At 43.9% G+C, this 25,106-nt stretch carries 25 protein-coding genes; 12 read left to right on the top strand and 13 right to left on the bottom strand.

Annotated features, from left to right (window positions below; translation table 11 throughout):
* Positions 1-24: 24 nt before the first annotated feature.
* The 9 genes from acs to sfsA form a co-directional block, all read right to left on the bottom strand.
* Positions 25-1,959, bottom strand: a complete 1,935-nt coding sequence (gene acs / locus HUJ19_RS09170; protein ID WP_290623663.1) for an acetate--CoA ligase — start codon at positions 1,957-1,959, stop codon at positions 25-27.
* A gap of 163 nt (positions 1,960-2,122) precedes the next feature.
* Positions 2,123-2,968 carry a pantoate--beta-alanine ligase gene (gene panC / locus HUJ19_RS09165; RefSeq protein ID WP_290623661.1) on the bottom strand — a complete coding sequence of 282 codons (846 nt, stop codon included), beginning with the start codon at positions 2,966-2,968 and terminating at the stop codon, positions 2,123-2,125.
* 14 nt (positions 2,969-2,982) lie between these two features.
* The gene (gene panB, locus HUJ19_RS09160) at positions 2,983-3,777 is read right to left on the bottom strand and encodes a 3-methyl-2-oxobutanoate hydroxymethyltransferase (protein ID WP_290623659.1); all 795 of its coding nucleotides are present in this window, start codon (positions 3,775-3,777) and stop codon (positions 2,983-2,985) included.
* 40 nt (positions 3,778-3,817) lie between these two features.
* Entirely contained in the window at positions 3,818-4,471 is a 654-nt protein-coding gene (locus HUJ19_RS09155) for a deoxynucleoside kinase (protein WP_290623657.1), read from the bottom strand.
* Complete coding sequence (folK, locus tag HUJ19_RS09150; RefSeq protein WP_290623655.1) at positions 4,468-5,046, bottom strand: 2-amino-4-hydroxy-6-hydroxymethyldihydropteridine diphosphokinase; 579 nt, start codon at positions 5,044-5,046, stop codon at positions 4,468-4,470. The genes HUJ19_RS09155 and folK overlap by 4 nt, the downstream gene beginning before the upstream one ends.
* An 11-nt stretch (positions 5,047-5,057) precedes the next feature.
* A complete protein-coding gene (gene pcnB / locus HUJ19_RS09145; protein ID WP_290623653.1) occupies positions 5,058-6,428 on the bottom strand; it encodes a polynucleotide adenylyltransferase PcnB in 1,371 nt (456 codons plus the stop codon).
* A gap of 51 nt (positions 6,429-6,479) precedes the next feature.
* On the bottom strand, positions 6,480-7,355 hold the full coding sequence (gene gluQRS, locus HUJ19_RS09140; RefSeq protein ID WP_290623651.1) for a tRNA glutamyl-Q(34) synthetase GluQRS: 876 nt from the start codon (positions 7,353-7,355) through the stop codon (positions 6,480-6,482).
* A gap of 54 nt (positions 7,356-7,409) precedes the next feature.
* Positions 7,410-7,856, bottom strand: a complete 447-nt coding sequence (gene dksA, locus HUJ19_RS09135) for an RNA polymerase-binding protein DksA (protein WP_290623649.1) — start codon at positions 7,854-7,856, stop codon at positions 7,410-7,412.
* Between the two features lie 211 nt (positions 7,857-8,067).
* Positions 8,068-8,793 carry a DNA/RNA nuclease SfsA gene (gene sfsA, locus HUJ19_RS09130; protein WP_290623647.1) on the bottom strand — a complete coding sequence of 242 codons (726 nt, stop codon included), beginning with the start codon at positions 8,791-8,793 and terminating at the stop codon, positions 8,068-8,070.
* 309 nt (positions 8,794-9,102) lie between these two features.
* Between sfsA and HUJ19_RS09125 the strand changes: the two genes are divergently transcribed.
* The 5 genes from HUJ19_RS09125 (at position 9,103) to HUJ19_RS09105 (ending at position 13,904) form a co-directional block, all read left to right on the top strand.
* Positions 9,103-9,372 (top strand): hypothetical protein, encoded by a 270-nt coding sequence (locus HUJ19_RS09125; protein WP_290623645.1) that lies wholly within the window; start codon positions 9,103-9,105, stop codon positions 9,370-9,372.
* 83 nt (positions 9,373-9,455) lie between these two features.
* Positions 9,456-9,698 carry a hypothetical protein gene (locus tag HUJ19_RS09120; protein WP_290623643.1) on the top strand — a complete coding sequence of 81 codons (243 nt, stop codon included), beginning with the start codon at positions 9,456-9,458 and terminating at the stop codon, positions 9,696-9,698.
* A gap of 14 nt (positions 9,699-9,712) precedes the next feature.
* Positions 9,713-10,021 (top strand): hypothetical protein, encoded by a 309-nt coding sequence (locus tag HUJ19_RS09115; RefSeq protein ID WP_290623641.1) that lies wholly within the window; start codon positions 9,713-9,715, stop codon positions 10,019-10,021.
* 518 nt (positions 10,022-10,539) lie between these two features.
* Positions 10,540-11,790: an HlyD family efflux transporter periplasmic adaptor subunit gene (locus HUJ19_RS09110; RefSeq protein ID WP_290623639.1), complete on the top strand. Its 1,251-nt coding sequence runs from the start codon at positions 10,540-10,542 to the stop codon at positions 11,788-11,790.
* Positions 11,791-11,795: 5 nt separating this feature from the next.
* Complete coding sequence (locus tag HUJ19_RS09105; protein WP_290623637.1) at positions 11,796-13,904, top strand: peptidase domain-containing ABC transporter; 2,109 nt, start codon at positions 11,796-11,798, stop codon at positions 13,902-13,904.
* Between the two features lie 406 nt (positions 13,905-14,310).
* Here the strand turns inward: HUJ19_RS09105 and HUJ19_RS09100 are convergent, their stop codons facing one another.
* Positions 14,311-16,989, bottom strand: coding sequence for an EAL domain-containing protein (locus HUJ19_RS09100; protein WP_290623635.1), 2,679 nt, complete (start codon positions 16,987-16,989; stop codon positions 14,311-14,313).
* 151 nt (positions 16,990-17,140) lie between these two features.
* Entirely contained in the window at positions 17,141-17,458 is a 318-nt protein-coding gene (locus HUJ19_RS09095) for a Rieske (2Fe-2S) protein (protein ID WP_290623633.1), read from the bottom strand.
* A 102-nt stretch (positions 17,459-17,560) separates the two neighbouring features.
* Between HUJ19_RS09095 and HUJ19_RS09090 the strand changes: the two genes are divergently transcribed.
* Positions 17,561-18,379 carry an alpha/beta fold hydrolase gene (locus tag HUJ19_RS09090; RefSeq protein ID WP_290623631.1) on the top strand — a complete coding sequence of 273 codons (819 nt, stop codon included), beginning with the start codon at positions 17,561-17,563 and terminating at the stop codon, positions 18,377-18,379.
* A gap of 44 nt (positions 18,380-18,423) precedes the next feature.
* On the opposite strand, the gene HUJ19_RS09085 is transcribed toward HUJ19_RS09090, so the two are convergent.
* Positions 18,424-18,957 (bottom strand): hypothetical protein, encoded by a 534-nt coding sequence (locus tag HUJ19_RS09085; RefSeq protein WP_290623629.1) that lies wholly within the window; start codon positions 18,955-18,957, stop codon positions 18,424-18,426.
* Between the two features lie 109 nt (positions 18,958-19,066).
* Here HUJ19_RS09085 and ribA point away from each other — a divergent pair, with 109 nt between their 5' ends.
* The 6 genes from ribA to HUJ19_RS09055 all read left to right on the top strand — a co-directional run bounded on the left by ribA (position 19,067) and on the right by HUJ19_RS09055 (position 24,450).
* Complete coding sequence (ribA, locus tag HUJ19_RS09080; RefSeq protein ID WP_290623627.1) at positions 19,067-19,648, top strand: GTP cyclohydrolase II; 582 nt, start codon at positions 19,067-19,069, stop codon at positions 19,646-19,648.
* 49 nt (positions 19,649-19,697) lie between these two features.
* Complete coding sequence (gene pepB / locus HUJ19_RS09075; protein WP_290623623.1) at positions 19,698-20,966, top strand: aminopeptidase PepB; 1,269 nt, start codon at positions 19,698-19,700, stop codon at positions 20,964-20,966.
* A gap of 186 nt (positions 20,967-21,152) precedes the next feature.
* Positions 21,153-21,659 carry a GNAT family N-acetyltransferase gene (locus tag HUJ19_RS09070; protein WP_290623621.1) on the top strand — a complete coding sequence of 169 codons (507 nt, stop codon included), beginning with the start codon at positions 21,153-21,155 and terminating at the stop codon, positions 21,657-21,659.
* A complete protein-coding gene (locus HUJ19_RS09065; RefSeq protein WP_290623619.1) occupies positions 21,656-22,396 on the top strand; it encodes an SAM-dependent methyltransferase in 741 nt (246 codons plus the stop codon). The genes HUJ19_RS09070 and HUJ19_RS09065 overlap by 4 nt, the downstream gene beginning before the upstream one ends.
* Positions 22,397-22,430: 34 nt before the next feature.
* Positions 22,431-22,679, top strand: a complete 249-nt coding sequence (locus tag HUJ19_RS09060; RefSeq protein WP_290623617.1) for a hypothetical protein — start codon at positions 22,431-22,433, stop codon at positions 22,677-22,679.
* On the top strand, positions 22,645-24,450 hold the full coding sequence (locus HUJ19_RS09055) for a GGDEF domain-containing protein (protein WP_290623615.1): 1,806 nt from the start codon (positions 22,645-22,647) through the stop codon (positions 24,448-24,450). The genes HUJ19_RS09060 and HUJ19_RS09055 overlap by 35 nt, the downstream gene beginning before the upstream one ends.
* Positions 24,451-24,475: 25 nt before the next feature.
* Here the strand turns inward: HUJ19_RS09055 and thpR are convergent, their stop codons facing one another.
* A complete protein-coding gene (thpR, locus tag HUJ19_RS09050) occupies positions 24,476-25,057 on the bottom strand; it encodes an RNA 2',3'-cyclic phosphodiesterase (RefSeq protein ID WP_290623613.1) in 582 nt (193 codons plus the stop codon).
* Between the last annotated feature and the right edge of the window lie 49 nt (positions 25,058-25,106).

The following is a 25,106-nucleotide window of genomic DNA, read 5'->3' as shown; positions in this document are numbered from 1 at the left end:
ATCAGGGCTTATCATTCCAATCTATCAGTGCAAGCGGTTATCAATCAGATGCTGAACCACCGATGGATCAGCAAGAGTTGAAGTATCGCCTATGCTGTCTACCTGGTTTTCAGCAATCTTACGCAAGATCCGGCGCATGATTTTACCTGAGCGGGTTTTGGGGAGATCAGGTGCCCATTGAATCTTGTCGGGCTTGGCAATTGGGCCAATCTCTTCAGTGATAATATCAATCAACTGTTGCTTGATTTCATCATTAAACTCCACACCTTTCTTGAAGATGACAAAGGCATAGATTCCTTGACCTTTAATATCGTGCGGATAACCAACCACGGCAGACTCAGCTACAAGCGGATGTAGGTCTAAGGCATTTTCAACTTCGGCGGTTCCCATGCGGTGGCCTGATACGTTGAGTACATCATCAACACGGCCAGTAATCCAGTAGTAGCCGTCTTCATCACGGTTGGCGCCATCGCCTGTAAAGTAATAGCCGGAGTATTGCGAGAAATAGGTTTGGAAAAAGCGATCATGATTGCCATAGACGCTACGCATTTGCCCGGGCCATGAGTCTTTCATCACCAGGTAACCGCTGGCCTTGCCTTCAAGCTCGTTGCCGTCCTGATCGAGAATTGCCGGTTGTACGCCAAAGAAAGGACGAGTGGCAGAGCCTGGTTTTAACGGAGTGGCCCCGGGTAGTGGTGAAATCAGAATACCGCCAGTCTCGGTCTGCCACCAGGTATCGACAATCGGACAGCGCTCGTTACCAACGACTTTGTAATACCACTCCCAGGCTTCGACATTGATTGGCTCTCCGACCGAGCCTAACAGGCGTAGGGATTTGCGAGAGGTGGATTTGACAGCATCGTCGCCCACAGCCATTAAGGCACGAATAGCGGTAGGAGCAGTGTAGAAGATATTGACCTTGTGTTTATCAACTACCTGCCAGAAGCGTGAGGGTGTCGGGTAGCTGGGCACACCCTCGAAAACTAACGTAGTTGCACCATTTGCCAAAGGGCCATAGAAGATATAGGAGTGACCTGTAACCCAGCCCGCATCGGCGGTACACCAGTAAATATCGCCTTCGTGGTAATCAAAAATATATTTGTGGGTCATGGCTACATGCAATAGGTAGCCACCACTTGTATGCATAACGCCCTTTGGGCTACCGGTTGAACCTGAGGTATAAAGAATGAAAAGCGGATCTTCGGCATCCATGGTTTCGACTGGACACTCGGACTCCATCTCATTTTTCAGCTCGTTATAGTCAATATCGCGTTCATCGTGCCAGCTGATATCTGCCAATCGGTGTTTAACGACAAAAACACTATGCACATTTGGACAATGCTCTAGAGCTTTATCCGTATTGGCTTTCAACGGAACCGTCTTACCGCCACGCACGCCAGCATCGGCAGTAATCACGACACGACAGTCACTGTCTAAAATACGGCTTTTTAAGGCTTCCGGAGAAAACCCGCCAAACACAACTGAATGAATTGCGCCGATACGCGCACAGGCAAGCATGGCAAAACCTACTTCGGGGATCATTGGCATGTAGATGCAGACGCGGTCGCCTTTTTTAACACCACGACTTTTTAGTGCGTTAGCCATTTTACACACTTCGTCGTGTAATTCCTGATAGCTGATATAACGTTGCTGATCCGGCTCATCACCTTCCCAGATGATGGCGGTGTGGTCAGCCTTATCTTTCAAATGACGGTCAATACAGTTATAGCTGACATTTAATTTGCCACCTTCAAACCATTTGATGGACGCTTTCTTAAAATCAACTTCCTTTACCGTTTTCCAAGGCTCAAACCAGTCAATAAACTCGTGCGCCATACGTGACCAGAACTTATCCGGCTCCTGTACCGACTGCTGGTACATACGCAGATATTTTTCTTCATCAATGTGTGGGTTATGGGTGCTGAACTGTTTTATTGGATAGGTTTTTGAATCAGACATAACTGGCTCCTAATCATTTATCAGACCAGCATAAAACAAAAATCAGAAGCGTTAAAGAGTTTGACAGGAATAGTGGTTATCAGTTGTGGTAATTGTTAATAAGCTACTGATATACCAGGTTAAATAGCGAAGTCAGGAAAGAATAAGTCAATTTTGAATTAGTTTAAATCTCAAGCGTCATATTATCAATCAATCTCACTTTACCCATGAAGGCTGCGATCAATAAGACCAGTTGCTGATCGCCATCTTGAGCCATCTCAAGATTATCCTGACGAGCGACATGCACATAGTCAGGCTTGAAATTTTGCTCAGTTAGTCGCTGTTTGGCGGCTTGTTCCAGAGCTCTATAATCACGCTCTCCATTTTCGATTTGCTGCTTCATCCACGACAGTGTCTGGTAGATAAAAGAAGCATGCTCTTTTTGCTCTGTGCTTAAATAGCCATTACGAGAGCTCATGGCAAGACCGTTTGCTTCGCGCACAATCGGTGCGCCAATGATATCAATATCGAAATTAAGATCACTGGTCATGCGGCGAATAATTGCCAACTGTTGAAAATCTTTTTGACCAAATACGGCGCAGTCGGGGCGTACCATATTAAACAGCTTGCTGACGACTGTGGTGACGCCATCAAAGTGGCCAGGGCGCGATGCGCCACAATGGTTGTTGCCAAGCTCGGCGACCTGAACCCTGGTCAGGTTAGGCCAGTTGGGATAGACCTCTGCAACTTCTGGAGCAAATATAATATCAGCGCCTTCTTGTTCAAGTAGCGCCTGATCCTGCTCGAAAGTGCGAGGATAAGAATCGAAATCTTCGTTGGGGCCGAACTGAGTTGGGTTAACGAAAATGCTGACGACGACAATATCAGCATGCTGCTTGGCAGTTTTAACCAGGCTCAAATGACCGGCGTGCAAATTGCCCATGGTCGGCACAAAGCCAATACGATGGCCCATATCTCGGTGGGTTTGAATCAGGCGACGCAGAGTTTGAACGGAGTTAACGACGATCATGGTAAGAGCTAGCCTTAGTCAAATGAGTGCTCAGCAGCTGGGAAGTTTTTCGCTCGAACTTCTTCGTGATACAGTTCAAAGGCTGCCTTGATATCGCCTTTGGCATCCGCCATGAAGTTGCGAACAAACTTGGCCTGGAATGGTGAAATACCGAGCATGTCATGTAGCACTAGCACCTGACCATCCACATCAACGCCAGCGCCAATACCCATCACCGGAATGGTCAGTGACTGCGCAATCTGTTTGGCCAGACCTTGCGGTACACATTCCAGCACCAGCATGCGTGCGCCGGCCTGTTCGAGAGCTTTGGCATCGGCCAGCATCTGTTTGGCCTGTTTTGAGTCACGGCCCTGAACTTTAAAGCCGCCTAATGCATCTACTGATTGAGGTGTTAAGCCAAGGTGGGCGCAGACTGGAATGCCGCGCTCGGTCAAACCTGCAATGGTATCGTGCAGCCAGTCGCCACCTTCCAGCTTAACCATGTGAGCACCAGCCTGCATGATAAGAGCGGCAGTGTGGTAAGCCTGCTCCGGAGTGGCATAGCTCATGTAGGGCATGTCACCAATCAACAGGCAGCGTTTATTGCCACGCGCCACACAGGCAATGTGGTATTCCATGTCTTCAACCGTCACCGGAACCGTCGTTTTCTGTCCCTGAATCACATTGCCCAGCGAATCACCGACCAGAATCATATCGACGCCTGCATCAGAAATAACACCGGCAAAAGTGGCGTCATAGGCGGTGATACAACTGAATTTTTTACCTTGCTGTTTCAGTTTTTCGATATCGCTAATGGTTAATGTTTTCATGGTTTAATCTCTGGATTTATTCTCAGGGTTTTGTCACAGCCTATGCTGGATGAGGATTAAAATAGTTACGGCCAGTTGTGGTATTTTTGATCTGATCGAGCAGCATATTAAAGTCAGCTTCATTTTCGACCAGATCAATGCCTGAAGCATTGACGATCAGAAGTGGCGACTCATCATAGTAATAGAAGAAATCGGTATAAGCTTCACAAATGGTCTGCAGATACTCTTTGGTCACCGGGCTTTCTGCCGCACGACCACGCTTTCTGATACGCTCCAGCAGCACCGGCACAGAAGCCTGCAAATAAATGACTAAATCCGGTTTTGGCGCATCAATGGTCAGATTCTGATAGACCTGCTCATACAGTCGTAATTCGTCCTGATCCAAAGTGGAACGGGCAAACAGGCGATCTTTTTCCATCAGGTAATCGGCTACTCGAACCGGACTGAACATATCCGACTGACGCACTTCCTGTAATTGACGAACACGCTGAAACAGGAAATACAATTGAGTCGGTAGGGCGCCTGATTTCGGATCCTGATAAAAGCGCTCAAGAAAGGGATTTTCTTCTGCCTGCTCGAGAATCAGATCACTGCTGAGAGCCTCCGACAACCTGTGCGCTAGAGTGGTTTTGCCTACGCCAATCGGGCCTTCAACGGCAATAAAATTATGCGGAATGGATATGTTTACACTCACTCAATTACTCCTGGCTCTGAGTCATCTGTCTCAGCGGCATCTTTGTAAAGGCGCCAATGATGATTCTTGTCATAAGTTAAGGCCATTAAATCGTACTGTGGGCACTTTTCTAATAAGTCTTTAATCAGGCTACCATCCGGAAGCGACATTCCAGGACTTAATTCTGCCAATGGCTTCAGTACGAAATCCCTGTCTTTAATACCGTAGTGGGGCAGGGTTAAACGGTCAGTTTGCATGATTGTATGATCGTAGAGCAAGAGATCCAAATCTAATGTGCGAGCGCCCCAACGCTCTTCGCGGACTCGCCCCTGTTGATTTTCAATGGCTTGCAGCTGGTCGAGTAACTCTATTGGCGTAAAACCAGTGGCCAGCTTGGCGACAGCATTGATAAAAGGCGGCTGATCCTGCGGGCCCATGGGTGCGCTCTGATAAAGGCTGGAATAGCTTAGCAGGTAGCTGTTAGGCAGTTGATCAAGCGCCAGCAATGCCTGTTCAATTTGCTGAACAGGCTGGGCTAAATTGCTACCAAGACCAATGTATGCAATCGAGCGTCTTGTTAAGGAATGTCTTGTCATGGTGGTGGAAATTAATGACGGTTCTTGCTTGCTTGTTGGCGTTTTGGGTTGCGCGGCTTGCGGCGTCGACGTTTTTTGCCAGTAGCAGTTTGCTGTAGCATCTGGCGGCGGTCATTGGCATCGGCATCTTGAAATTTGGTCCACCAGTCGGCGAGCTCTTTCTGACGTGGATCAGACTGCGAACGGAGCAGTAAAAAATCGTAAGCAGCACGAAAACGTGGGTGCTCGAAAATACTCCAGGCTTTTTTGCCATGATGCGCAGGCAGGCGCAACTGCATACTCCAGATATCGCGAATCACCAGTGCATAACGGCGCGGAATGGAGATATGCTGACTCTGGGCGTTGAGAACGCGAGCCATGCTCTTAAAAAAGGCATCATTAAAGTTATTGCCCTTCTGCTGTAGCGCTTCGGTACTTTCCAATAGAGGCTGCCATAACATGACGGCCATCAGAAATGCCGGGTTAACCGTTTGCTCGGTAGCAATCCGCGTATCAGTGTTTTCCAGCGCGTCCAGAACCAGTTGCTCAGTCTGTTGGGCCTGGGCAGTATCTTGATGTTTCAGAGCGCGATCGGTCGCTGGGAACAATGCATGGAATAGACCATACTCGCGTAGTTTTTGAAAGGTCAGCTTGCCGGCACCGGCCAGAAACAGTTTGCGGTATTCTTCCCATAATCGAGCGGCAGGAACCTGTTCAAGCAAATAGGACAGTTCGGCAATAGGCTCAAGGGTTTTCTGCTCAATAGATAAATCCAGCTTGCAGGCCAGGCGAACCACACGCAACATGCGCACCGGATCTTCGCGGTAACGGGTTTCCGGGTCGCCAATCATACGCAATTGACGTTTACGTAAGTCCGACAGACCATCACAATAATCGTGAACCGAGAAATCCTTGATGTTGTAGTAAAGCGCATTGATGGTGAAGTCACGGCGAATGGCATCTTCTTCAATATCGCCATAGACATTATCGCGCAGTATCATGCCTTCTTTGGCCTGCTGAATATTGTCATCGCAATGCGCCCGGAAAGTCGCCACCTCAATCACATCGCGGCCAAACAGAATATGCGCCAACCTGAAGCGACGACCGACGATACGGCAGTTGCGGAACAGTTCTTTGACCTGTTCCGGCGTTGCATTGGTCGCGATATCGAAGTCTTTAGGATGCAGCCCCAGCAAAATATCACGCACGCCACCGCCGACCAGAAATGACTCATAGCCAGCATTGCTCAGACGGTATAAGACTTTCAGGGCATTTTCGCTAATATCTTTACGCGAAATCGAATGCTGATCGCGTGAAATGATTTGAGTATTTGCTCCTGCACCGGATGTTTCAGTAGCCGGGCTGGCAAACCAACGTTTGACGGACTTAATTATTGAACTCATAAAGTGTGAATTTGACAGTATGGGGCGATCATAGCACAAGCGCCTATCTAATTAATCTAAATAAAGGATTTGTTGGCTGGCTGGGATCTGATCAAGCCTGAATTGGCTAAGGGCATAATCCATAATGGCCACGGGCAATTCTTGTCTGAGTTCCAGAGCAACCGGCTGGCCTAAAAATTCCAGTGCGTGGCATAAAAGCTTCGAGGCCTGTTGGCTGTCGATAGCCGGAGCATGGTTCTGTTTGGATAATTTATTGCCATCAGGGTTAATTGCCAGCGGCAGATGATACCAGTCAGGTGCTTTAGCACTGAGCACTTCATAAAGACGTAGCTGGCGTGGAGTAGAGTCGAGCAGATCGCAGCCTCGCACCACATGATCGATGCCCTGTTCAATATCATCAGCCACAACCGCTAACTGATAGGCGATTAAGCCATCCTTGCGGCGAATGGTGAAGTCCTCGTTATAGAGAGAATCATCAAACTGACAACTTCCCTGAATCTTATCCACAAAATGATAGTCATCGTGGCCATGGCGTAATCTGATAGCGACGTCGCCATTAAAGCTTAAATTCTTTGCAGCGCAGATATTCGGATAGTAGCCATTGCCGTTGCGTGCTTTAATTTTTTTTCGGGTGCAGTTACAGGCGTAGACCAGATCCCGCGATTTGAGCTCTTCTATGATTTCGTTGTAACGATCAAGGCGTTGGCTTTGATACAGAACACTACTATCCCAGTGCAAACCAAAGGCTTCCAGCTGGCGCAATATGATGTCGCTGGCACCTTGCACTTCGCGCGGCGGATCAATGTCTTCGATGCGAACCAGCCATTGAGTGTTGCGAGACTTTGCGATCAGATAGCTACCGACGGCTGCTATCAGCGAGCCGAAATGAAGAGGGCCTGATGGGGATGGAGCAAAACGTCCTGCCATAATAAGACAAGGGATAGATATGAAAAGGGCAGACGATATGTCTGCCCCGAACAATTAACTACCGTATTGCTTTTCTTTGATTTCTGCCAGAGTTTTGCAGTCGATGCAAAGCTCAGCAGTAGGACGTGCTTCCAGACGACGAATACCGATTTCGATACCGCAGGATTCGCAGTAACCGTATTCTTCATCGTCAATCTTGTTCAGAGACTGAATAATTTTCTTTAACAATTTACGCTCGCGGTCGCGGGTACGCAGTTCCAAAGAAAATTCTTCTTCCTGAGCAGCGCGGTCAACCGGATCCGGGAAGTTTGCAGCTTCGTCTTGCATATGGTGCACAGTACGATCAACTTCTTCCATCAATTGTTTTTTCCATGCGGCAAGAATATTGCGGAAGTGCTCATATTGAGCATCATTCATGTATTCTTCGCCTTTCTTCTCTTTATAAGGCTTAAGGCCTAATTTCTCGAGAGTGCTATTTGTTACTGATTGTTTACGTGGCATCTAAGCAACGCTCCATTTCGTATTAAAACCAGACGCCTCACGGCGCGCACTTGGCAAAAAAGCAAGCTTTTAAAGGGCTCGCTTTGAAAAAGTGAAACAGGGATATTATCCCTATGACCAGCAATTGAAAAGCCTAATCTGTGCAAAATACATTAAAAAAGTGCAAAAAATAGACTTTTCTGACTTAAGGTGTTGATTAACCTACTGAAAATCAGGGAATAATAACCGGTAGTTCTTTCCCTAAATATATTTCAGCCGAGCTGATATGGGTGTTATAAGCGACAATTTCAACCCCAGTCTTAGCCGCCTTATCTAATAACTTAGCATATTGTGGATCAATATGCGCAGCCGGGCTGACCGTTTTGATGCCGGTATGCTGGACCAGAAAGAACAGCACTGCCCGATACCCCTGCTCAACCATTGCCATCAGCTCGCGCAGATGCTTCTGTCCGCGAGTACTGACTGCATCGGGAAAGAAACCGGCGCCAGCTTTAAATTCATCACCTTGTTCGAGCAAAGTCACCGTTTTGATTTCTACATAGCAGTCAGGCTTATCAGTAGCCTCAAGTAACAGGTCAATGCGACTGTTCTCATCGCCATACTTCACTTCCTGTCTGACAGAATCATAACCATTAAGTTGCTTGATTTTTTTCTCGGCAATGCCTTCCATCACAATTTGGTTGGCTAGATGAGTGTTAATGCAAATAAAGTCACCATCGGGAGTTTCATCCAGCACCCAGGTGTAGCGATATTTGCGTTTCGGATTTTCAGAATCCAGCAGCCAGACGGTATCACCTTCCTGCCAACAGTTTTTCATCGAACCCGTATTGGGGCAGTGGGCTGTAAAGTCTCCCTTCTTGGTGTTGTGAACGTCGGCCAGAAATCGTTTGTAGCGTTTCTTAAGCGTGGCTTTTTCGAGTGGTAGTGAGAATTGCATAAGAATTTAATGGAAGGTTATTAATAAAATCAACTAATGAATCTATGATAAAGAAAGAGCGATGACAAGAGTGAGATATACTTTTTAGCACGTTGTTTACAGTCAAAGAACTCAAAAGTCATTAATAAATTGAGGTTAATGCAAATACGCATTGATACAAACAAATACAAAAAAACGCAAAAAGATACTACCCCCCCCCCATTGATTTGGATTAACTTCTGCACCCGTTGAAGCGCTTTAACAATTTTAATTAATCAAACTTCGACATGGAAACATGGAGAAAAGTAACAAACAAATTAGGAGAATCAAATGAGAAATTTAACAGTAGAAGAAATTACAATTGTTGCTGGTGGAAATGATGGTGGCTCATCATCTAGCAATGTTGACACTTTGCCAGAAGCAATTTGTGACTCTGGTAATGTGGATTCAGCTAGCATGATGCTTGAGGGCGAGGTTACTTTTGGGTCTGTATTTTCTGGTTCATTATCAGGTAAGGTATCAGTAACCTGTAACACTGATACTGGTTCTAATCAACCTTCGGGAGAGGGAAGCTCAAGCGGAGAAACCTCAGAAGGTTAATTATACGTTCAATTTTTTTATTCGCAATTGTAAAGGGCTCAGTAATGAGCTCTTTTATATAAGATTAGATTTTAGGTGTTGTTATGAAGGAATTAGCTTTAGATAGTTTAAATATAATAAGTGGTGGCAATGAAAGCGGGCTTACAGATAGTACTGCTTCAGAAAGACAACAGTTTGTTAGTGATGTATGCGATAGCGGGTCAGTTGATAGTTTTAGTATAGAGGTCACAAAGTCAGTTAATATTTTAGGCTGGGAATTAAATTCAGGGGATTCTCTAACTGTTGATTGTAATGAGCGGACGGTAGATGTTTCGCAAGGTGAGTAAAGGAGTTTGTAAATATGCATAGTAAGTGGAAATTAGTACTTGCACTTGTGCTTCTACTATTGTTTTCAAAGCAGGCTTTTTCTAAAGAGGATAGTTTCGAGCAAAGGGATTGCAAAGCTATCGCTCAGGATATTATAAATAGTGCAACAAGATTTTCATCTGAAAGCACAGAAATCTCAAACGGAGTTTTTTATACAAAGTCAAATGTAAAAGTTAAAATAAACTACTCTAACAATAAATACCAAGTTGAGTGCAGTAAAGCAATAGATGGCAGAAAAGACAATACTGTTAAGGTATCAATTGATGTTGTCAGAGATACTTAAAGTATTAACTGATTTAGTCAGTTCTGTGACAGTATATCCTGCGCCCATGTGGGCGCCCTTTATTAATGAAAATTGCTAGATACACGTGATTATTAGTAATTAATTAAATAAATACATTGTAGTAATGTGGCATGGTTAATTTAATTAAACCTAAATTTAAAATAGGACATTTATGTAGTTCTTGATAAGTTTTCCTCAAACAGAGAAGTTAGACCGTCCCATTTCAAAGAAATCTATTAGAAAGTTATAAGGCATATGAAGGTTTAGAAGTAGTTCTGGGTAGCAAAGATGATAAAACAAGATTGGGCATGGGATCGAGTTTGAAATATTTTCTACATAAATTATTAGAATATATGAAAATTAATGGTAAATGTCAGTCGTATAAATGATAGGGGCACTATATTTGATAGTTTAATTGAAGTTAAAGTCTTTATAGCTCATGTAAAGCAATACTAAAAAATAAATATTAGCAACTGGGAACTTAGTAAGATAGTTATCGAGTCCTTTAAATATTAAATATGGAAGATGTAAAGTTATATCGACAAGAAGCAGTAGACAACAGTTCTTCCAATATGTTGGGAAGTGTAGTTGTAAAAAATCAGCCTTTAAGTTTAGCGTTTGTGTTATTTTTTTTAGCTATAGTGCTGTCGATGGTATTGTTTCTTATACAAGGCACTTATTCCAAAAAGCAGATTGTTAATGGTTATATACTGCCAAATAAGGGAGCGCTGAAAGTATATGCTCCTTATCTAGGCACGGTGGACAAAAAGCTAGTAATAGAAGGTGACTATGTTAAAAAAGGCGATGCTATTTTGCAGGTAGCCACAGGGAGGTATTACGCGGGAGGTCATGCACTTAACGAGCAATTGATTAAGGAAGTTGAAACTCAGATTGATAGCCTTCTTGATCGTGCTTTCAACCAAGAGGAAATTAATGCATCTGAAACAGAGCAGTTGCACCAACAGATAGCGAACTTATCTGATGAGTTGTCGAAGCTTTCTGTACAAATTAAAACGCAAAGAGAGCTTGTGAAGGTAAATAAAAATGAATGGAGCAAGTATATTGATTTTAGAAAAAGGGGGTTAGTTAGAGAGGCTGAGGTTAGCTCTAGGCATAGCACTTACTTAACTCATAAAGCTAATTTGGAATCACTCAAAAGAGTAATTCTCAATAAAGAGTTGGAACTTAGCCAAGCAGAGAAGCAACTATCTCAATTACCAGTTAAAGCCAAAGAACGTCAGAATGAGTTAGAGAGTACGTTAGCTCGTTTAAAAGAAAGGATTATCGAGCTCAAAGGAGCAAGCTCTTATATTGTCAAGGCTCCTGTCTCTGGTCGTGTGACTGCTATGCAGGTAAATGCAGGACAAACTGTTAGTCCTAATAAGCCACTGTTAACTATAATACCTGAAGATACTGTACTGTATGCTGAGTTATACCTTCCCTCCCGTGCAATTGGTTTTGTTAATGAAGGACAAAAAGTATTGTTAAGGTATGATGCCTTCCCTTATCAACGATATGGGCTGTACGAAGGAACGGTGAGCAATATCGCGTCTTCGGTAATTAATCCAAACGAAGCATCGAACTTAATACAGTTGCAAGAGCCTGTTTATAAGGTGAATGTTGAGTTAAAATCCCAGTATGTAACGGCATATGATAAGAAAATGATATTGCAATCTGGCATGTCGGTTAACGCCGATATTATATTGGGTGAGAGAAGTTTAGTTGAATGGTTGCTCGAACCTATTTATAGTTTGCGTGGAAAAATATAATAATAATGGAGAATCCTTCTAAACTACTCCAGTACAGCTGGAGAAAGACGTTACCTTTAATAATCCAAACTGAAGCTTCAGAGTGTGGACTGGCCTGTTTAGCCATGATAGCTAACTATCATGGCCATAAAGTTGATCTAAACTCTCTGCGCCGGAAATTCTCAATATCGTCTAAAGGTGCCACTCTCGCTGATCTCATTAAGCTCGGTGATAACTTAGAAATGTCAGCTCGCCCTTTGAGGCTGGAATTAGAAGAGTTAAATCATTTAAAAACACCTTGCGTACTTCATTGGGATCTCAATCACTTTGTTGTACTCAAAAGTATTAAACGGGATAAGATAACAATTCATGATCCTGCAGTTGGACTAAGAACATTAAAACTTAACGAGGTTTCGAAGCACTTTACTGGGGTGGCACTGGAGTTAACACCTACGCCAGACTTTAAGCCGCAAGAGATAAAGCGAAAGACCAAACTATCTGACTTTTGGAGCAGTATTACTGGGATAAAGCGTGTTCTAGTTCAGATCTTTATCTTGTCGTTATTACTGCAAACTTTTGCTATAGCCAGTCCGTTTTACATGCAACTTGTAGTTGATGATGTAATCGTCAGCCAAGATCTTGATTTGCTGGTAGTTCTTGCTATTGGCTTTGGCTTATTAATGCTGATTAAGGTAGCTGTTACAGCGTTACGTAGTATTATTATTTTGTATATGAGTACTCAGCTGAATATACAGATGGCCGCTAATTTATTCAGACACCTTCTTAGACTGCCAATGGACTACTTTGAGAAAAGACATATTGGTGATGTTGTTTCAAGGTTTGGGTCTTTAGCAAGTATAAGGAATTTATTAACCACGGGATTAATATCGGCATTGGTTGATGGAATTATGGCTGTAGGTCTTCTAATAATGATGTTTGTGTACAGTACATTATTGGGCTTTATTGTAATTGGTGCGGTACTGTTATATACCTTACTAAGGTTGGCCTTGTATAGACCCTACAGGCAACTAAACGAGGAGCAAATAGTTGCAAATGCCAAGCAAAGCTCTAACTTCATGGAAACAGTTCGAGGGGTACAAAGCGTCAAATTGTTTGGAAATGAAGTTCAAAGACAGGCTGTTTGGCAAAATTATTATGCCGATGAAATGAATGCAGGGATCAAGGTTGGTAAGCTTAATATCACATACAACTTTCTAAATGGACTGATATTTGGGATTGAGAACGTTATTGTTATTTATCTTGCGGCAACTCAAGTAATAGATAGTCTCCTGACGGTGGGTATGTTGTATGCATTTATGTCTTACAAATCACAGTTTACCGGCAAGGCTTCGGCACTAGTTGATAAGCTTATTCAGTTTAAGATGCTTTCGCTTCACCTTGAAAGGTTAGGTGATATTGTTTTGGCTGAGCAGGAAAAACATACTGAGGGTTCAAGTAATGTAATAGATAGCAAGGGAGAAGTGGAAGTCAGAAATGTACGCTTTAAGTATTCTTCAAACGAACCCGAGATCCTTAAGGGTATAAATTACAGGATAACGCCGGGTTCATCTGTCGCAATTGTCGGAGCATCGGGAGCGGGTAAAACGACACTAATTAAAATCTTGTTAGGTTTATTAGAGCCGACCCAGGGAGCAGTAATACTTGATGGCCTTGATATACGAAAAATAGGATTAAGGAATTACCGAAAAATGATTGGAACAGTCATGCAGGATGACCAACTGTTATCAGGTAGCATTGCTGACAACATTTGTTTTTTTGATACAACTCATGACCAGGCAAGAATTGAAGAATGTGCCAAAATGGCGGCAATACACCACGATATCATGGCGATGCCAATGGGATACAACACATTGATAGGGGACATGGGAAGCAGTCTCTCAGGTGGTCAAAAGCAAAGACTGCTATTAGCACGTGCATTATATAAAGAACCAAAAGTGCTATTTCTCGATGAAGCAACTTCTCATCTTGATGTAGGACTTGAGAGAGTAGTTAATGACACTGTGAAGAGTTTAAATATCACACGAATTATTGTTGCACATCGCCCAGAAACCATCGCTATGGCCGATAGGGTTTTAGTGCTGGAAGGCGGTATGTTGCATGAGATTAAGAAATAGGTAGATAAATGAAAGGAATACTATATTTTATATTGGGAATTTCCATTGGATACGTTTTAAGGAATGTATTTGCCCTGCCAACATGGCTGGAAGTTGCAATAGTTTTTGCACTAGCTCTGGTTTTATATGTTGCTGACAAAAGATTTAGTAGTCGTAACAAAAACTAGTCTTTAAATCATAGACTCAATGGGAAAGTCATAGTCGGTAACGATAGGTGTTTTAAAATGAATAATATAGGGAAAACTTTAGTTACTCTAAGCTATATATTCTTATGGTTACTATTTCTATTCGATTATATAGTAAAAAGTTCCATGCTAATCGCTAGCGGTGTGTTTGTCTTATGGGTAATTTGGAGAGATAAACGAAGTAAAGTAGAAAGTCTGGACAGTTCAACCCAGTAACTCCACTAACGACTCTCCACCCATTGTATCAGCTCTTTAATCGGGATGGGGCGGCAGAATAAATAGCCTTGCATAAAGTCGCATTGGTGTTCGCGAAGGTATTGGTATTCTTCGTCAGTTTCGACGCCTTCGGCGACCACTTCAATATTCATCTCTGCAGTCATGCCCAATATACCGCGTGTGATGGCGGCGTTATGGGCATTCTGGTTAATATTGCCGGTGAAGCTGCGATCAATCTTGAGCTTGTTTACCGGTAGCATATTAAGGTAGCGCAAACTGGCAAAGCCGCTACCGAAATCATCAATGGCCACATCCACTCCGAGCTGGCGTAGCTCGTGCAACAGCTCGGTAATGTGGTCAGTGTCATGCACCAATACGTTTTCTGTAATCTCAACGGTTAACTCACCAGGCTGGATATTGTGGAGTTTAAGGGTATCGGCAATTTTTTCGATAAAGTCTTCGCGGTAAAACTGGATCGGTGAGAAGTTGACCGAGACAGAGTTAATGCCCAATTTTTTTAGCTGGTATATATCGCTACAAGCCTGATTAAGCACCCATTCGCTGATCGGAATGATTTGCCCAGTTCTTTCAGCGACAGGGATAAACTCAGCCGGAGAAATATAACCTTTAATCGGATGTTTCCAACGAATGAGGGCTTCCACGCCGCCAATGGTATTATCATGGCGCATGATAGGCTGATAAAATAATTCAAACTGGTTTTGTAAAATAGCGTCCTGTAGCTGGGCTCGCACAGCAACCTGCTGATTGATGTTGGTGTTCAAGTCAGCGCTATGCCAGTAGATGTAACTGCCACCTCGTTTCTTGGCCTCATACATGGCAATATCCGCTCGCTGAATCAATTCCATTGGATGCTTAAAGGTTTCTTCACTAGTTGCGATGCCAATGGCGGCGGATAGCGAAACTTCAATATCACCGACCTTATAGGTTTCGGCAACTTTGGCTAACAGTTTCTGTGCCAGCTGTTCAACTTGTTCGCGATCAGATAAGTCTTGAATCACTGCGACAAATTCATCACCACCAAATCGTGCCAGTAGATTAGGCTCAATGATTTCAGCGTTAAGGCGTTGCGCTGTTTCGACCAGTACATGATCGCCGAACTCATGGCCTAAACTATCATTTATTGGCTTAAAGCCATCGAGGTCGATAAAGAGAATATAAATATTGTCTGATTTATTTTTACCTTTGACCCAGTCGGTAAGGTAGCGTTCAAGTGCCGAACGGTTTTTCAGATGAGTCAAAGGATCATGAGAGGCATGGAACTCCAAACTTTCCTGGCGCTGAATGCGCTCGGTAATATCGTTTTGCAGACCGATAAAGTGAGTCACTTTTCCATGCGTATCTTTTACTGGCGAAATCAGCAGTTCATTCCAGAATGGAGTGCCATCTTTTTTATAGTTTTTGATAATGCTGGAAATTTCCTGATTATTTTTTAGTGCCTCGCGAATGGCCTTGCGAGTTTTCTGATCGGTTTCCGGGCCTTGCAGAATACGACAGTTCTGACCAAGTATTTCCTGTTGACTGTAGCCGGTAATGCGCTCAAATGCAGGGTTGGCGTATATCACCGGGAAGTCTTCGGCTCGGGCATCACTAATCAGCAAACCATGGGTGCTGGACTCCACGCTGCGTTCGAGGATTTTTGAGCGTTCTTCATGAAGTTTTTCTCGGGTTAAGTCCAATGCAATGCCATGAACCCCTGTCACTTCACCGTCAACAATGATCGGCATGTTGGTGATATGAAGGTGTAGTAGTTCACCCAAACTATTGTGTCCATGAATTTCATAGCGCTGGGGAATACCTCGACGCGCAGCTTCAAAGTGCTCTTTTGTTCTAGCTCGATCTTCCTCAACAACTGCTAAATTATAGTGCTGTCCTAGAAGCTCCTGCTCAGAGCATTGCATCAGTTCGCATGCGGCTTTATTGACGCTGGTAAAGTGTCCTTCAAGGTCAAGAGTATAAACTGCTTCTGGGTTATGAGTGAATAGGGAGCGATTTTGCTGCTCAAAGCGTTCTCTTTTTATTCGTTGCTGATGCTGTTCAATGATCAGAGCTGCCAGATCGCGGCTACGTAGAATCAGATCAAGTTCACCCTCTTTCGGCGAACGAGGCTTTCTAAAATATAAAGCAAAGGTTCCAACCGGTTTTTTACTGTCGCTGGTGTAGATGGGATGCGACCAGCAGGCTCTCAGGTTATAGCCATGAATGAGATCCTGAAACTGCTCAAAGCGATCGTCTTCCAGCATATCGCGGACAATAACTGCTTTACCGGTAGCTGCTGCTGCACCACAGGCTCCGACCTTTTTGCCAATCGGTAACCCTTTTAAAGATTGCAAAAAACTTTGTGGCAGTTGTGGCGATGCAATAGGGCTCAGTACTTCGCCCTGTTCATCAGCCAGCATGATTGAACTCAGTCCGTCATCAATCTGGCTTTCTATCAGTGAGCAGATATCGTCAAGCTTATCTTCGAGCGATTTGAATTTAACGACAGAATTAAGTGTTCGATATTGAGCGTTGAGAAGGTTCTTTGTGGCTATAGTTTCATCACTTGCCTTGCGCCAGAGGAATATGGCAATAACCAGTCCTGCAGCCAGCATCATGATTAAGATGAGCGGTAGCCATGATGAAGAGAAGCTGGATGTGAACGCGATGAGTGCGAGTTTGCTCAATATTTTCCCCCAACAGTGCTTATGTGAATTGTTTCACAAAAAACAGTATTAAGAATATTCCTTAAGAATGCAATAGGGCGGTAACATTTTGCAACGAAACCGCATTTAGGGAACACGATGTATGGATAATCGGTTTTTTGAGGTCGGGGGGCTACTCTGCTAAATAGACTTTGCCATTTTCTACTTCCAGCGGCACTTCGCCAAGGTGGGCTCCGGCACAGGGGCCGGCGACACATTTGCCGGTTTCAGGCTCAAAAAGGGCACCGTGAGTAAAACACATTAAATACTGTTCGTCATCCGTCATAAACTGATCGTCCTGCCAGTTCAAATCAGTACCGGCATGAGGGCAACGATTGACGTAGCCGTAAACGTTGAGGCCGCGACGTACCACAATAAGATCGCGATCTTTATAAGGAAAAGCTTTGGCTTGGCCGTCCTGGATATCGGTAACTAGGCAAATGTGTGACATACTAATATTACTCGAAGCGTTAAAATAGAATTGGGCTCTGTTAGAATGATTTGATTCTAACAGTATAAAAAGCAGACGCAATAAAAAGCTTATTGGAGTTCTATGACGACCTTACTCTGGATAATTACTATCCCACTTTTTGCTTACCTTATCTATCTTGTCAGTTTCTATTTTATTCAGCATAGGATGTTATTTCCTGTACATGAACTGCCTCCATCGGATCCTGCATTAATAGAAAATGCAGGTGGCGAGATTCACCGTCTGGAATTTTCACAGGGTGAGTTTGAGTTGGCTTACTTGCCACCTTTGCAAAATTTTAAGCAACCGTTTCCAGTGCTTATGGTGGCGCATGGTAATGGCAATATTATTGATGATTGGGCGCCACGGGTCGACTATATGCGAGAACAGGGTTACGCGGTAATACTAGTGGAATACCCGGGTTATGGTCGCTGCGATGGAACCCCAAGTTTTGACAGCATTTCCGAAACCATGAATCTGGCTTATGAGTGGGTAGAGCAGCAGGAGCAGCTGGATAAAGAGCGGATTGTGCTGCTAGGCCGTTCGATGGGCGGTGGCGCTGTGTTGACTCTGGTACCGAAACATAAGCCTGTTGCGATCGTGCTGATGTCGACCTATTCCAGCATTGTCGATTTGGCCTATAAACGCCTGTTGCCTGCTTTTCTGGTGCAGCATCCCTTTGATAATGTTAAAGCGCTGTCCGAATATCAGGGCATGGTCTATCTGATCCATGGAAAGGCTGACAGGACGGTACCGATTGATGCCTTGAATAAACTGCTGACGGTGAAAGAAGATGCCACCCATAAGATTTATGAGACGGCTCATGCGGATACGCCTGCAGACTGGGATGAATTCTGGAAAGAGTTGGAACAGTTTTTAAAGCCCGTGGTATTCAAGGAATAAAAAAGCCGGACTAGCCGGCTTTATAAGTCATGTCTTGTTAAAGATTAGAGTGAACCCACGCAATCCATACCAAGCTGCATGCCCATTTCCATACCGGCTGCTTCGGCATCAGCGACCAGCTGTTCATTGCCAAGACTTAGAATATCGTTTTCATATTGAGTGTACACTCGCATATCTTCAGCAGTCATATCTGGCATGGGTAAGTCTTCGCCAGTTTGAATCCGCACAACGATACCAAATTTTTTGCCTGTTTCTGTTTGGAAGAACTCAGCTAGTCTAACCGCTGTATGTTGGTCAAGGTTAGACTGATAGACGGGAATAAACATCTCATACAGCATGTCATCGGTAAGGTTATCATTCACGCAATTGGCAAATTCATCAGTGATATCGCCCGATGTATCTTCTGCAAAAGAACTCATCATTGCACGACGTGTGATATTGGGTGTATCAATCGCATCCAAAATATCGATAATGGCCTGAGTGTGCGCATTATTAGGTTGACCTCGATCATTCGCTAATGAGGCAGTGGAACATAAAATAGTAAATAGGATTAGAGCCAGGGATTGGGGGAGTTTCATCATATGTCCTCGAATTATAGTAGCCATCGAATATTATCATGCTGTTTCTGCTTTGAACATGGTGTAAAATGGCGGTTTCATTCAATTAAATACCCCGGAAGACGGTTTAATGACGCATAAAGATAGCTTGAGCGCACGCTTACCCACCCCTTGGGGCGACTTCACGATTCACGCGCTTGAGGCTGATGATGGTAAAGAGCATGTGGCTCTAACCTTTGGCGACTGGGACAGCAAACAGCCAGTATTAGCGCGCATTCACTCGGAATGTTTAACTGGTGATGCACTATTTAGTCTGCGCTGTGATTGCGGTTTCCAGCTGAAAGCAGCTTTGCAGAAAATCGCTGAAGAGGGCGCTGGCGTTTTGCTTTATCTGCGTCAGGAAGGTCGCGGTATTGGCCTGACCAATAAAATTCGTGCCTATTCCCTGCAAGATCAAGGTATGGATACGGTACAGGCCAATGAGCATTTGGGATTTGGCGCTGATGAGCGTGACTTTAAGGTTGCTTCGGATGCGCTGGATAAGCTGGGCATTCAAAAAATTCGTTTGATGACCAATAACCCGCGTAAAGTCAGTTCTATGATTGATGCAGGAATTGATGTGGTGGAACGGGTTCCTCTCAAATATGGTCATAACCCTCACAACGAAGACTACCTTTCAACCAAACAATCGAAACTGGGCCATTTGTTTTAGATGCCGCCTATAGGGACGGTTTCTAGACAACAACTTGATAAGGATTGGTATGACATTAAAAGTTTTGTTATCAACAGACAGCGCGCCTGCGCAATGGGGCGAAGGTGCATTACTAAGCTATAAAGAAGATGCAGTAACCATTCACGCCGAAGGTTCCGACCTGGTGCAAATGGCTGCCAGAAAGCTGGTCAGTCAGGGATTATCCTTTTTCACCCTCGAAGGTGATTGGGAATTAGAACAGCAATGGGCATTTTTCCAGGGCGCGTACGATCCGAAGATTGACGTACAAATCGACTTTGCCGAACTTTCTGATGATGACAACAAAGAACTGGAAGCCCGTATTCAGGTCAGCCGCTGGATGCGCTCCATGGTCAATGAAACGCCAGAAGTTCTGGCGCCGCAGGTTTTGGCTCAGGAAGCCGCTGACTTTATTCAAAGTCTGGCTCCCGACAATGTGCGCTATCAGATCGTATCTGGGCAGGATCTTGAGAAACAGGGCCATGTCGGCACCTGGGAAGTGGGGCGCGGCAGTACCAGGCCACCGGCTATTTTAAAGCTTGAGTTTGACCGTAAGAATGACAGTTCAGCCCCTGTGGCTGCCTTGGTCGGTAAAGGCATTACCTTTGATAGCGGTGGTTATAGCATCAAGCAAAGCGCAGGTATGGTCCACATGAAGGCCGATATGGGTGGTGCCGCGACTGTGACTGCAGGTTTGGCATTAGCCATTTTGCGCGGCCTTGATAAGCCGGTTCATCTCTATCTATGCTGCGCGGAAAACCTGATCAGTGGTCATGCTTACAAGTTGGGTGACATCATTACTTACCCTAACGGTATCTCGGTTGAAATTCATAACACCGATGCAGAAGGCCGATTGGTACTAGCTGATGGTCTATTGCTGGCTGGCCAAACGGGCGCACCACTAATTATTGACGCAGCAACGCTTACTGGCGCAGCCGTTACAGCCGTCGGCGAAGACTATAATGCGGTTTTTGCACTGGATGACGATGAGCGTAATGACTATCTCAATGTCGCAAAAAGCGAGAACGAGCGCCATTGGCCGTTACCGCTGGAACCATTCCATGCCGCCAAGTGTCCATCTAACTTTGCCGACACTGCCAACAGCCGTGCGGTAAAAGGTGGTGGACCAGGTGGCGCCAGCAATGCAGCCGGTTTCTTGTCGCGCTTCGTGCCGAATGATGGCAAAGGCTGGGTTCACGTGGATCTTGCCGGAGCCTATAACGACAGCCCCACTGCTTATTTTGCAGCAGGCGGAACCGGTCATGGCTTCAGAACCATAGCTAGGAAGTTGTTGAAGTAATTTGCGCCTGTTATTGAGAGCGTGAATCGAAAGGGAGCCAATGGCTTCCTTTTTTGTAACCATTTTTAAGCGTATCGGACAATATAAACTGGTGGTTATTTTTTTGTTGGATGGGTATTATCGGAAGGGTTTGGGGGTACAGAGTTATAATTTGTTGTGCATATGACTGATGAAAGAACCAATAATATGGCATTTAGTACCAGTCATTTTTACGTGACGATTGTATCTGACTCTGATGAGTCATTTTATGTTTCCCTGCTGACGGATCCAATAACAATGCGGTGCATTGAGAAGCCTTTAAATCAACGCGGAGCTATTGAGCGTTTTAATAAGGAATTGTTTAGCTTAAGCCAGCCCCAACCCCGAAGTTTTTTATGGGCTATAAGAAGAAAGAGTGACAATTCAAAGGTTGGTCTGATTGGAATATCCCAGCGAAGAATGTTTGAGGACGGCTGGGAATTAGGCGTGATATTGAGCAAAGATTCTGTTAATCAGGGTATCGCTAAAGAAGTCATTGAGGGATTGGTTAATAAGATTTTAGTAAAGATAGGGATAAGCAGGTTATACGGACGAATAAAGCATGATAATTTAATCAGTATAAGTATGGTCATTGGCCTTGGTTTTTATAACTATAAGAACGATCCAGATTATGGCTATTGGGTGTACGAAGAAAGAACTGGGGATAAGTTTTGAACAAGAAGGGTCGACTGGTCTGTGTAGGAACTGGAATCAAGCTCATGGTGCACATGACCCCCATATCAAAACAGCAAATCGAGCAGGCTGATATCGTGTTCATAGCCGTTGCAAGTAGCTTGATGGGAAGCTGGATAAAAGAGCTTAATCCGAATACTCACGACCTAGGTCAATATTATCAGTCGGGAAAGTCGCGGCTTGAAACCTATAAAGAAATGATTGCCGCGATAATGCATGAAGTAAGAGCAGGCAAGAATGTGTGTGCAGCATTCTATGGTCACCCTGGGGTGTTTGCACTTGCTCCTCATCGAGTAATCGAAACAGCGAAGAGGGAAGGCTTTGAGGCTCATATGGAGCCAGGAATTTCGGCAGAAGATTGTCTATATGCTGATTTAGCTATTGACCCAGGCAGGTTCGGCTGTCAGCATTACGAAACGACCCAGTATATGGTTCATAACAAAAATATTGAGCCGAGCGCCTATCTGGTGCTTTGGCAAATAGGGATTGCAGGGGATCAGGAACTCACAGAGTTTGAGACAACAGAAGAAAAGCTTGGATTACTCAAAAAGAAACTGAATGCAATATATCCTGAAGACCACGAAGTCATTCTTTATGAGTCATCAACACTATTATTAAAAGAATCAAGAATAGAAAAAATACAATTACAACAATTAGCAAATGTTGAGACCAGTCTGGAAACAACGCTTGTGATACCACCGTTAAGGAAAAAATCGTAACTAATGGTCTTATCAACACTTAAAGGAGATTACTATGAGCCAAAATTTACAACTTCTTGAAACTATTGCTAACCTTACTTCAGAGCAATCATTATCAGTATCTAAGTTAAAGGCATTAGGCTTAGAAGAAGAGCTTGCAGAAGCGATAAAAGAAAAAAATATCGCTAAATTAGAAAGTTTATTAGGGGCTAATACCAATGTGTCAGTAATTTTGGCTCCTGCGGAAGATGACGAGGATGCTTCAGAAGATGATTCCAGGGAAGAAGAAATCAGGGTCGCATAGCTTCCTTCGATCGATTTACAAACTTTCAATAATAGTAATTGGTATTTTCGGTGGCTTGTTGCAGGCTACCGAAATTACTTATGTCGAAGAGCTAAAAATAGCAAACCATCTTAGAACAACAGATCCCCAGCAGTTCTTACAGCAAGTCAACTATATCTCAGAGTTAGAGCTTCCCGATATAGAGAATAAGGCCTTAAGAGATTATTTATTAGGTTATGCTGAAGCCTTAAAAGGCAATTCGGAACAGTCTATTGCCCACTATCAGAAAGTTATCGCCAGTCAGGTTAATAAGCCCTTAGTCATTAGAACTAAATTAGCTTTAGCAAACCTGCAGGTTTTGAATAAAGATTATGTTGGTGCTCTTGAGTTGATAAAAAATGTATTAACAGAAGCCGGTGGTGCCGAAGATTCGATTCGTAATTATATCTATCAGGTTGCTGCGATTGTTTATAACGAAGTGGGGCAATATGAGCTTGCTGAAGAAACATTAGGCAAGTTAAATGAACACAGTAGCTTATCTAATCTTAAAGAGAGGTGTTTGCTCGCTGCTGTTAAGGCTCAAACATGGTATGAGCTAACTAAAATCCGTTCTGAGCAAACTGCCTATATTAATAAGTCTTATAGTGACTGCTTTGAGAAAGAACCGGTTTATGCTTTGTCTGCTAAATTTTACTTGCTGGCCAATAGTGTAAGAAGCAGACAATTTGAGCAGGCTAAATTGGATATTGAGCGACAACTGCCAGCAGTTGAGAAATTGGGATACAGTTATTTAACAACAGGGTACTACACCTTATACGCTTTGAGTTTAAGCGGTGTTGATGACAGCGTTTCAGCTCAGCTTTATGCAACAAAAGCAATTGAGACTGCTGAAAAGAATAATAGAGAAACAGTAACGACCTGGTTGTTGGAGGCCTATTATTTAAATTCTCAGCTACTAAAAGAGCGAGGTAACTTGGAGCAGGCTTTAGAGTTTCTAGAAGAGTATTTGGTTAAAATCAACCGATACAAAAATGATGAATCATCGAAGCAGTTGGCTTATCAGTTAGTAGAGCATGAGACCGAGAGTAAGCAGCAGAAAATAGAGCAGCTTAATCAACAGAACTTATTGCTCCAGCTTGAGCAGGATTTAGCAAAAAAAGAAGCGGTTAATAACCGTCTGGTATTGGCTTTGGCTTTGGTGCTTCTGGGAACCTTAGCTTTTTGGACCTATCGTATCAAGCGTCATCAAATTCGTTTACGCAAACAATCGCAAACCGACCAGCTAACGGGTTTAAGTTCTCGTCATCATTTCTATGAAACAGCTAAGGCGATTTTACAGCGGAGCGAGCAAGAAAAGCAGGATGTCGGCTTTATTCTGTTCGACATGGATTATTTTAAATCGATCAATGATAAGTATGGTCATTTAGTGGGTGACTGGGTGTTGCAGCAAACGGCGGAAGTGGTTAAAGCCAGTTGTCGCCAGAATGACTTGGCTGGGCGTCTGGGTGGTGAAGAGTTTGCCATTTTCCTGCCGGCCTGCAACCTTGAAAAAGCACAGCAGCTGGCGGAAAGCTGTCGTCAAGCAGTTTCCCGTATTGATACCACAGAAACTGGCTATCGTTTTGATATATCAGCGAGTTTTGGTGTGACCAGCACCGAGCTGTCCGGTTACGACTTGATGGATTTGATTGCCGACGCTGATAAAGCCATGTATAGCGCTAAAAGCAAAGGTCGTAACCAGATTGTTGTAGTAGATAGTTTGGTTAAAGAATTTGAGCAGCTCATTTCTTAAAATGACTCAGTTAATGCATTAGGCCTCAGTCTTTAATGCCAAAAAACTGTTCTTTAATGGTTGGCTCATAGGTTGGCCACTCTTCGATGACCTCATAATAAACACCTTTCTGATTAAACTGAGACTCCATTAAACAAAAATGATTAACCTTTAGTTGGTGGTGAACTGACTGAGTTATTTCCGTGTTAACCACGGCATCGCGATAAAGGGTAATGTGGGGACGAAAGGGTTTAGTGGACTGTTTGATGTGAATCCCGGCCTGCTTGAGATTGCGGCTGATATGTTGATGAAGTTCTGTGAGTTTCTCACTAGGAGCGACTTCAAGACAGCCCACTTCGGCTTTAGGGTAATAAGCAAACTGGTTAAGTTCAATCTGGAAAGGTTTAATAGCCGGAATTACAATGGCTTCGATAATGTCATCCAGCTGTGTACGTGGAAGTTCACCCAAAAATAGCAGGGTTATGTGGAAATTATGAGCGCTGACGGGGCGTCCAGTGAATGGACACATCTTTTGCAGTAGCTCCAGCTTGTTTCTCAGATCCTGCGGTAGCGCTATGGCAAAGAACAGACGCGCCATATTTTTGTCAGATTTTGCTATAGAAGGCATAACATTAGTGTGCTTGAATTTGCTACTATCATAGTCACGAGATTGATAC

The sequence above is a fragment of the Kangiella sp. genome (assembly GCF_014762745.1).
Lineage (GTDB): Bacteria > Pseudomonadota > Gammaproteobacteria > Enterobacterales > Kangiellaceae > Kangiella.
Note: the sequence above shows the minus strand (reverse complement) of the source record. Positions and strands in the feature narration are given on the sequence as shown.